At 62.7% G+C, this 9,452-nt stretch carries 10 protein-coding genes and 1 pseudogene; 9 read left to right on the top strand and 2 right to left on the bottom strand.

Annotated elements, in window-relative coordinates:
* From MOV61_RS25590 to MOV61_RS25600, 3 genes and pseudogenes are all read left to right on the top strand, one after another.
* A pseudogene (locus tag MOV61_RS25590) lies at positions 1–614 on the top strand (DNA polymerase III subunit gamma/tau); the annotation flags it as partial.
* A gap of 17 nt (positions 615–631) precedes the next feature.
* On the top strand, positions 632–955 hold the full coding sequence (locus MOV61_RS25595) for a YbaB/EbfC family nucleoid-associated protein (protein ID WP_038547916.1): 324 nt from the start codon (positions 632–634) through the stop codon (positions 953–955).
* A gap of 29 nt (positions 956–984) precedes the next feature.
* Positions 985–1,596: a LysE family translocator gene (locus MOV61_RS25600; RefSeq protein WP_247138601.1), complete on the top strand. Its 612-nt coding sequence runs from the start codon at positions 985–987 to the stop codon at positions 1,594–1,596.
* Here MOV61_RS25600 and MOV61_RS25605 read toward each other — a convergent pair.
* Positions 1,593–2,204, bottom strand: coding sequence for an MOSC domain-containing protein (locus tag MOV61_RS25605; RefSeq protein ID WP_247138603.1), 612 nt, complete (start codon positions 2,202–2,204; stop codon positions 1,593–1,595). The genes MOV61_RS25600 and MOV61_RS25605 overlap by 4 nt on opposite strands.
* A 52-nt stretch (positions 2,205–2,256) precedes the next feature.
* Here MOV61_RS25605 and recR point away from each other — a divergent pair, with 52 nt between their 5' ends.
* Together recR and MOV61_RS25615 are read left to right on the top strand one after the other, a co-directional pair.
* A complete protein-coding gene (gene recR, locus MOV61_RS25610; RefSeq protein WP_038592100.1) occupies positions 2,257–2,862 on the top strand; it encodes a recombination mediator RecR in 606 nt (201 codons plus the stop codon).
* Positions 2,863–3,024: 162 nt separating this feature from the next.
* Entirely contained in the window at positions 3,025–4,293 is a 1,269-nt protein-coding gene (locus MOV61_RS25615) for a lytic murein transglycosylase (RefSeq protein WP_247138604.1), read from the top strand.
* On the opposite strand, the gene MOV61_RS25620 is transcribed toward MOV61_RS25615, so the two are convergent.
* Positions 4,294–5,925 carry an MFS transporter gene (locus MOV61_RS25620; protein WP_247138605.1) on the bottom strand — a complete coding sequence of 544 codons (1,632 nt, stop codon included), beginning with the start codon at positions 5,923–5,925 and terminating at the stop codon, positions 4,294–4,296.
* Positions 5,926–6,167: 242 nt separating this feature from the next.
* On the opposite strand from MOV61_RS25620, the gene rimP reads away from it, so the two are divergent.
* The 4 genes from rimP to MOV61_RS25640 all read left to right on the top strand — a co-directional run.
* Positions 6,168–6,758 carry a ribosome maturation factor RimP gene (rimP, locus tag MOV61_RS25625; RefSeq protein ID WP_038592094.1) on the top strand — a complete coding sequence of 197 codons (591 nt, stop codon included), beginning with the start codon at positions 6,168–6,170 and terminating at the stop codon, positions 6,756–6,758.
* Between the two features lie 67 nt (positions 6,759–6,825).
* Positions 6,826–8,442 carry a transcription termination factor NusA gene (gene nusA, locus MOV61_RS25630; RefSeq protein ID WP_038592092.1) on the top strand — a complete coding sequence of 539 codons (1,617 nt, stop codon included), beginning with the start codon at positions 6,826–6,828 and terminating at the stop codon, positions 8,440–8,442.
* Complete coding sequence (locus tag MOV61_RS25635) at positions 8,439–9,143, top strand: RNA-binding protein (protein ID WP_247138606.1); 705 nt, start codon at positions 8,439–8,441, stop codon at positions 9,141–9,143. Before nusA ends, MOV61_RS25635 begins: the two co-directional genes overlap by 4 nt.
* A gap of 100 nt (positions 9,144–9,243) precedes the next feature.
* Positions 9,244–9,452, top strand: a 209-nt coding sequence (locus MOV61_RS25640; RefSeq protein ID WP_247138608.1) for a translation initiation factor IF-2 associated domain-containing protein, incomplete at its 3' end; no start/stop codon positions are given.

Genomic DNA, 9,452 nt, shown 5'->3' on the forward strand with positions numbered 1-9,452 from the left:
AGTCGCCGGTCAATGCCCGCGGCACCGAGATGGCGAGCCCGCGCGTCCCTTCCGGCGGCCCTACCGCGATGCTGCAGGCCGTGCCGAATACGACGCCGCGCGAAATGCCCGTCGGCCGCGCGGAAGAACAGCAGGCCGAAAAACCAGTTCCCAAGGTACCCGTCAATTCGATCCAGGATATCGCCGATCTCTGCTCCAGGAACCGCGACCCGCGGCTGAAGGCTCTGCTGCGCAATTTCGTGCGGCTGGTGAAGATCGAGCCGGGCCGGCTGGAGATCAACCTTTCCGGCGACGCGCCGAAAACCATTGCCGGCGACCTGAAGGCGCGGCTGGAGGAATGGACCGGGATCACCTGGTGGGTGACGCTCAGCAACGAGGCCGGCGAGCCGACGCTGGTCGAATCCGAAAAGAGCGTGCGGGAGGCGCAGTTCACCGACGCCCGCGCCGATCCTGACGTGGCGGCGATCCTCGCCCAGTTCCCCGGCGCCAGGATCACCGACGTGCGCATCCGCGTGGCGGAAGAGGATGAGAACGAGGCCGAGGACATGCCGGCAGCGGCGACCGCGGAATCCGAAGAGGGCGACATCCTGCCCGGCGACGACATCGAGCTATAAGAGAAGAGGACAGACAGATGCGCGACATCATGGGCATGATGGGCAAGGTCAAGGAAATGCAGGCCAAGATGGAGCAGATGCAGGCGGAAATCGCCGCTCTCGACGTCGAAGGCACATCCGGTGGCGGGCTGGTCACCGTGCGTCTCAACGGCAAGGGCGACATGCTCGGCCTCAAGATCGATCCGTCTTTGTTCAAGGAAGACGATGTCGAGATCCTCGAGGACCTGATCGTCGCCGCCCACAAGGCCGCCAAGGAGCGTGCCGAGGCGATCGCCGCCGAAAAGACCAAGGAACTGACCGCCGGCCTGCCGATCCCGCCCGGCTTCAAGATGCCGTTTTGATCCTGGTCTGATGGAATAGGGAGGCTCTGATGACGCTTGCATCGCTTCTGGTTTTCGCGGCAGCACTTTTCGTCGCCGCAGGTTCGCCTGGTCCCAGCATAGCCGCGCTCGTGGCGCGCGTCCTGTCCAAGGGTTATCGCGACGTATTGCCGTTTCTCGCGGCAATGTGGGTCGGCGAGGCCGTGTGGCTTTCGTTTGCGGTCGCAGGTCTTGCCGCCATCGCCGAGAGTTTTCATGTCGTGTTCGTGGCAATCAAGTGGATCGGCGTCGCCTATCTCCTCTATCTCGCATGGAAGATGTGGTTCACCGAACCCGCCGGCTCCGGCGAAGAGCTTCCGGAAAATCGCTCCGTGCCGAAGATGTTTTTCGCCGGCCTCACCGTGACGCTCGGCAACCCGAAGATCATGATGTTCTATGTGGCGCTGCTGCCTTCGATCATCGATCTCGGCGGCGTGACGCTGACCGGGTGGCTGGAACTGGTCGTCGCGATGTTCCTGGTGCTCGTGGTCGTCGATCTTGCCTGGGTGCTGCTCGCCGCCAAGGCCCGCCAGTTCCTGAAAAGCCCTCGGGCCGTGAGGATCGCCAACCGGGTTTCGGCCGGCGCGATGGCCAGTGCGGCAGCGGCGATCGCGACGCGCTAGGTCTCGAATGTCGGCCTCCAGCGGCTGCCGATGGGTGCGGCCAGGAAGCGGGCTCTTTCGGTTTCCGACAAGGCCTTGCCGACAGCCGCCAGCATTTCGGCAATCAGGACACGTTCGCCGGCATAGAGTTCGTGGCGGACGGAATCGCCGGGCGAGACCATGCCAGGCTTGACGACGCGGCAATAGATGCCGGGGCGGCCAGCTTTGGTATAGGTCTTCAGAAATTTCGGATCGCCCATCTTCACCGCAAGCGTGTTGCAGGGAGAGCGGGCGCAGCTGGCTTCCAGTACGACCTCGCCTATATGAAAACGGTCGCCGACGGCGACATCGCGGTTGTCGAGACCTCCGACAGTCAGGTTCTCGCCAAACGTGCCGGGCGAAAAATCGCGGCCGAGTTCGGCTGCCCACCAGTCCAGCGTCAGCGAGCCTTCAAGCAGGATCGCCTGATCCTCGCCGCCGTGGTGTTTCGTGTTGCAGACCGCATCGCCGACGAGGCCGAGGCTGTCGATCATGACGGCGCCGTTGACGGCGTGTTTGTAGATGCCGGTCTTGAAGCTCTTGCCCGGCAGCCTTTCCGGATGTCCGAGGCAGACGGCGAGAAGTTTCATAAGCGGTCCTTCCGCGATTCCGTTTTTAAGGCATATGGGCTAAAGGGAGAAAATGGCAAAGCGAGTCACCGGCCCCGAAATCGAAAAACTCATCCAGCTTCTGGCAAAGGTCCCGGGTCTCGGGCCGCGCTCGGCGCGCCGAGCGGCGCTGCATCTGATCAAGAAGAAGGAACAGCTGCTGGGGCCGCTTTCGAGCGCCATGGGCGAGGCCTATGACAAGGTGAAGATCTGTTCGCGCTGCGGCAATGTCGACACCGTCGATCCCTGCACGGTCTGCACCGATCTCCATCGCGACCAGACGATGCTGATCGTCGTCGAAGACGTTTCCGACCTCTGGGCCCTGGAGCGGACGGGCGCGATGAACACCGCCTATCACGTGCTCGGCGGCACGCTCTCGCCGCTCGACGGCATCGGACCGGACGACCTCAACATCCGCGGGCTGATAGACCGGGTGAACGAGGGCGTCATCCGCGAGATCATCATCGCCGTCAACGCGACGGTCGAGGGGCAGACGACGGCGCACTATATTACCGACCAGTTGTCGGGGATCGACGTGAAGATCACGCGGCTGGCGCATGGCGTGCCGGTCGGCGGAGAGCTTGATTATCTCGACGAGGGCACGCTGACGGCCGCGCTTCGGGCGCGGACGGTGATTTAGCGTTTAAAGAGGATAACGATGAGCAAGCTCGCCCCCCTCTGGCCTGCCGGCCATCTCCCCCTCAAGGAGGGAGATCGGCAAGACGCGTCGGCATCGGTCCGCTCGCAGCGCTCAAGGTGGTCGGGGCCTCGCAACGATTCGATCTCCCCCCTTGTGGGGGAGATGTCCGGCAGGACAGAGGGGGGTGCCTCCAGACGAGCGGTAGCATTGGCTTTCGCCATATTCACAACCCTCCTCCCCCTCCCCGCGCTCGCCCAAAACCGTCCCGACGTCGAAAAGCAGTTCCAGCGGTGGATCGCCGGCGATCTGGCTCCGGTGGCCAAAAAAGCTGCTATCTCCGAGAAGACGTTGAAGGCCGCCTTCCAGGGCATAACGCTCAACTGGGATCTGCCGGACCTTGTGCCGCCGGGTTCGGAGCCGCCGAAGCAGCAGGACCAGAGCCAGGCGGAATTTTCCTCGCCCGGCGCCTATTTTTCCGAAAAGCGGCTGCAGGGGCTCGCCGAGACCGGCCGCGGGCTTGCCTCCACCTATTCGGCGACGCTGAAGAAGATCGAGGCGGTCTATGGCGTCCCGGGCGAGATCGTCGTCGCTATCTGGGGCCGTGAATCCGGTTTCGGCAAGGCGCGGCTTCCCTATTCCGCCGTGCAGGTTCTGGCCACCAAGGCCTTCATGTCGACCCGCAAGGACATGTTCCGCGAGGAGCTGATCGCGGCGCTGAAGATGATTGAGCGGGGCGATGTCGATCCGGCGACGATGAAGGGTTCCTGGGCCGGCGCGCTCGGTCAGCCGCAGTTCATGCCGTCGAGTTACCTGAAATATGCCGTCGACTTCGACGGCGACGGTCGCCCGGATATCTGGAACTCGGTACCGGATGCGCTTGCCTCGATCGCCCACTACCTTCAGAAGGAAGGCTGGAGCCAAGGCCGCGACTGGGGGTTCGAAGTGACGATCCCCGCAAAAGTGTCCTGCGCGCAGGAAGGGCCGGATCTCGCCAAGCCGATCTCGGCCTGGGCGGCAACCGGCATCACCCGCATTTCCGGCAAGGCGTTTCCCGCGGCAGATCTCAAGGCGGACGGCATGATGCTGGTGCCGGCGGGACGCAGCGGACCGGAATTTGTCGTCACGCCGAATTTCTACGTGATCAAGGAATACAACAATTCCGACCTCTATGCGCTGTTCATCGGCAATCTCGCCGACCGAATCGCCTCGGGTGCAGGACCGTTCCAGGCACCCTGGGGCGATGTCGGCAAGATGCTGCGCTCAGACGTGCTCGCCATGCAGAAGGCGCTGGTCGCCAAGGGCTACGATGTCGGCAATGTCGACGGGCTGCCGGGCTACAAGACCCGCCGTTCGCTCGGCGACTGGCAGGCAAAGAACGGCCTGGCGCCGACATGTTTTCCCGATCCGTCGCTCAAGGGCAAAATCAGGTAGTCAGTGGTGCAGGTCGGGGGGCGATTTATGGAATATGTCGTCGCTCGGCGGGATCGCCTGTCGCTCGATCATCCGGTGGACGCGTGGGCCTTCTTCGCCGCGATGAAGACTGCGGATCGCATCCCAGGCCTCGGCATCCGCCTGGGTGCGGCGCTGGTTGTGGCGCACGTAATCGGCCCAGGTCGCGGTATGATAGGTCTCCGTCCAGATTTCCGGATGTTCCAGATCGCGCATCAGCGCCCATTGCCGCGCACCGTCGCGAATGCGAATACGGCGTCGCTGCGACATCAGCGCCAGGAATTCCGGCACATCCTCGTCGGCGATGGTGTAATCCACCAGGGAAACGATCGGCCCGCTGCGCGGCTGCAGATCGAGGCTCAGCAGCGGCACGTTGAACCGGTTGAGCGGATCGAGATTGGCATCGCTGAACTGTGGCAGCGGCAGGCGCATGCCGATCACGGCGCCAAGCAGCATGACAAGGCTCGACAGTGTCAGCGCGATCGACACTCCGAACGTATCGGACAGGATGCCCCACACCCAGCTGCCGCCGGCAATGCCGCCGAACGTCGCCGTCTGGTAGAAAGAAAGCGCGCGGGCGACCACCCAACGCGGCGTCGAAAGCTGCACCGTCGTGTTGAACAACGACAGAGCCAGCACCCAGCAGGCACCCGGCACGAGGAGGACGATCGCCGTCAGCGCCGTGCTTGAACTCAAGCCTATGATCGCGGCGCTCGCGGCGAAACCCAGGAAGGACAGGCGGACGATCGATTCGCTGGTCAGCTTTTCACGCAGCCGCGAATTTGCCATGGCACCGGCGATGGCACCGACCCCGAAGGCGCCGAGCATGATGCCGTAGGTCAACGGGCCGCCAGAAACCAGGTCGCGGGCGACGATCGGCAGAAGCGCCAGGACGGCGCTCGCCGAAAGACCGAAGACAAGGCCACGGAACAGCACGTTGAGAATGTTGGGCGACATGACGACGTAACCGAGGCCCGCCGAAAGCGCCCGCAGCAGCGTCTCGCGCGGCAGCGCATTGTCGCGGCCTTCCGGTTTCCAGCGGATCAAGGCGTAGATCAAGGCGAAATAGCTCATCGAATTGGCAGCGAACGCCGCGGCAGCGCCAGCAGCCGCAACGATCGCGCCGCCGATCGCGGGGCCGACGCTGCGGGTGATGTTGAAGCCGACGCTGTTGATCGTCACCGCCGCCGGCAGGACCTCGCGAGGTACCATATCACCGACAGAGGCCTGCCAGGCCGGGTTGTTGAGCGCCACGCCGCAGCCGAGCAGAAAGGTGAATGTCAAAAGCAGCCAGGGCGTCAGGAGGTCGAGATAGGCAAAGAGCGTCAGGGTTAGCGAGACCGTCAGCATGAAGAACTGCGCCGTCAGCATCAGGGTCCGGCGGTTGACGTTGTCGGCGAGCGCGCCGGCAATCAGCGAAAAGAGCATGATCGGCAGCGCGGTCGAGGCCTGGACCAGCGCAACCATGTCCTCGGAATCGGTGATCGAGGTCATCATCCAGGCCGCGCCGACGGCCTGGATGAGGCTGCCAAAATTGGAAGCGAGGCTGGCGATCCAGATAGTTCTGAACGTTGGGTGCCTGAAGGGAGCCAGGGTCGATATCCGATCGGGCACTTTTATCCTCGTTCTTTCGTGCGTCGTATCAAACGGTTATAGACCCGGCAGAACCAAATTCCAGTCGCCAGGGCTGGAGAATATGCGACTCTTGCAATCGCAGGGCCGAAAGCGTATATGCACCCCATATTCTTGATCGTCCGATGAAGAGTGGGCCCCACCGGACCCGCTCTTTTTTGTTAGGCGATCACTGTAACCCAGACATTGGGCCCAGCTATGGGGCAATGATTGCCGGAGAGCTTATGCCGCAAACCGAATACGAGCCGCGGCTCATCATCGAGACCGGGCTTGACCTCAGGGTCGCCGAAATCATCGAGCCCGTGCTGACCGCCATGGACTATCGTCTGGTGCGTGTGAGGATGCTGAACCAGAACGGCGCGACGCTGCAGATCATGGCCGAGCGCAACGACGGCACCATGGATGTGGAAGGCTGCGAAGCCGTATCCGTGGCGATTTCGCCGGTTCTGGATGTAGAAGATCCCATCGATCGGGAGTATCATCTCGAAGTGTCCTCGCCGGGCATCGACCGCCCGATGGTTCGCAAGTCGGATTTCACCCGCTGGCTGAACCATCTGGTCAAATGCGAAACGTCGATCATGATCGACAATCGCAAGCGGTTCCGCGGCAGGATCACCGAAAGCGACGCGGACGGTTTCACGATCGAGCGGGACCAGGTCGCCTATGGCGAGGAACCACGGGTAACGATCCCGTTTTCGGCACTGGCCGAGGCAAAGCTCATTCTGACCGACGATCTGATCCGCGACGCACTTCGGGCCGACAAGCTCGCCAAGGCGCAGGCCGCGAACCAGAACGAAGAAGCAGAAGACGAATAAACCGAACAGAGACTTGTGCCTTTCCCCCGGAAAGGCCTCATCTTTTGACCTACGGAGACCAACGACAATGGCAGTGAGTGCGAACCGGCTTGAACTTCTGCAGATCGCGGATGCAGTGGCGCGCGAAAAGGTCATCGACCGCGAGATCGTGCTGGCTGCGATGGCCGACGCCATCCAGAAGGCTGCCCGCTCCCGCTACGGCTCGGAAACCAATATCCGCGCCGACATCAATTCCAAGACCGGCGAAATCCGGCTCCAGCGCCTGCTGGAAGTCGTCGATCACGCCGAAGACTACGGCACGCAGATCCCACTGGCTCTGGCGCTCGACCGCAATGTCGATGCCAAGATCGGCGACTTCATCGCCGATCCGCTGCCGCCGATGGATTTCGGCCGCATCGCCGCCCAGTCGGCCAAGCAGGTCATCGTCCAGAAGGTGCGTGAAGCCGAGCGTGATCGCCAGTTCGACGAGTTCAAGGACCGCGTCGGCGAAATCATCAACGGCACCGTGAAGCGCGTCGAATACGGCAACGTCATCGTCGATCTCGGCCGCGGCGAAGGCATCATCCGCCGCGACGAAATGATCCCGCGCGAGAACATGCGTTATGGCGATCGCGTCCGCGCATACGTCTATGATGTCCGTCGCGAGCAGCGCGGCCCGCAGATCTTCCTGTCGCGTACCCATCCGCAGTTCATGGTGAAGCTGTTCACCATGGAAGTGCCGGAAATCTACGACGGCATCATCCAGATCAAGTCGGTCGCCCGCGATCCGGGTTCGCGCGCCAAGATCGCCGTGATCTCGAACGACTCGTCGATCGATCCGGTCGGCGCCTGCGTCGGTATGCGTGGTTCCCGCGTTCAGGCGGTTGTCGGCGAGTTGCAGGGCGAGAAGATCGACATCATTCCGTGGTCGCAGGATCCGGCGTCGTTCATCGTCAACGCGCTGCAGCCGGCCGAAGTCGCCAAGGTGGTTCTCGACGAGGATGCCGAGCGCATCGAAGTCGTGGTTCCGGACGAGCAGCTGTCGCTTGCCATCGGCCGCCGCGGCCAGAACGTCCGCCTCGCCTCGCAGCTGACCGGCTGGGATATCGACATCATGACGGAAGCCGAAGAGTCGGAACGCCGCCAGAAGGAATTCAACGAGCGCACCAACCTCTTCATGGACGCCCTCGACGTCGACGAAATGGTCGGCCAGGTGCTGGCTTCGGAAGGCTTTGCCCAGGTCGAGGAACTGGCTTACGTCGATCTCGACGAAATCTCCTCGATCGACGGTTTCGACGAAGACACCGCGACCGAAATCCAGACCCGCGCCCGCGAATACCTGGAGCGGATTGAAGCCGAGATGGACGCCAAGCGCAAGGAGCTCGGCGTCGAAGACGAACTGCGGCAAATCAACGGCCTGAACGGCCAGATGCTCGTGGCGCTCGGCGAAGACGGCATCAAGACGATCGAGGACTTTGCCGGCTGCGCCGCCGACGACCTCGTTGGCTGGAGCGAACGCAAGGACGGCGTGACGAAGAAGTTCGAAGGCCTGTTCTCGAAGTTCGACATTTCCCGCGTCGAAGCTGAAAACATGATCGTCCAGGCCCGCCTGTCGGCAGGCTGGATCACCGAGGAAGATCTCGCAAAGGGTGCCCCCGAGCCGGAAGCCGAAGCGGAGGAGGCGGACGCCGTTGAGCAGGAATGATCCCGCTCGCGAGTGAGCCGGACCACAACGATGACGGACCTGTCGATGATGACCTGGGCGAGATCGTCGTGAACGACCGTACCTGCATCGTCACCCGCGAGGCGGGATCACCGGAAACGCTGATCCGCTTTGTGGCTGGCCCGAATGGTCAGGTCGTGCCCGATCTGAAGCGTCAGCTTCCGGGCCGTGGCTGCTGGATCAAGGCTGAACGGTCGCTCGTCGATCGAGCAGTTCAGAAAAAGCTCTTCGCCCGGGCCCTCAAGGCCGAGGCGAAGGCGGATGCGGATCTCGGCGCGCTGGTGGATCGCCTGCTCGCCGCCGATCTCGTCGGCATGATGAACATGGCCCGCAAGGCGAGCCAATTCGTCACCGGCGCCACGAAAGTCGATGCTGCCGTGCGCTCAGGTGCTGCGCTCGCGGTGTTCCATGCGGCCGATGCGGCCGCCGATGGAGTGAGGAAAATAGACCAGGCCCGCAAGGCCTGGAAGCTCGGTTCAAATACCGGGGAAGACATTCCGTCCTTTTCGCTCTTTACGAGCGCGGAATTGGACGAAGTGATGGGCCAGAATGCTTTTATCCATGCCTGCGCGCTTGCGGGGCAGGCGGGTGAGGGTGTAGTGAAGCGCGCAAACCTACTTGAACAGTACCGCATGGGCGGTCTGTCCCAGACAAAAGGTGTCGCTGACATGCCGAAACAATGACGCGGTCACCGGCTTTAGCCGGACGCACATCGATATGTACGGATTAAACGACGGGTTCTGATGGCTTCCATCCGTTCCTGTCCGAAGGAACAGGAACGGAATGACCGACAACAAAGACGATAAGACACTCGGCGTAAAGAAGACCCTTACACTGAAGCCATCTGGGATGAGCCAGGGTACCGTCCGCCAGGACATGGGTCGCGGCCGCACCAAGGCCGTCGTCGTCGAAACAGTCAAGCGGCGGCCGACCCGGCCGCTGGACGAAAAGCCGGTAATCACACCCGCAGCTCCGGCGCCCGCGCCGCGGGT

Origin of the sequence: Neorhizobium sp. BETTINA12A, from assembly GCF_023006485.1 — a bacterium.
In the GTDB taxonomy this organism is placed as follows: domain Bacteria; phylum Pseudomonadota; class Alphaproteobacteria; order Rhizobiales; family Rhizobiaceae; genus Neorhizobium.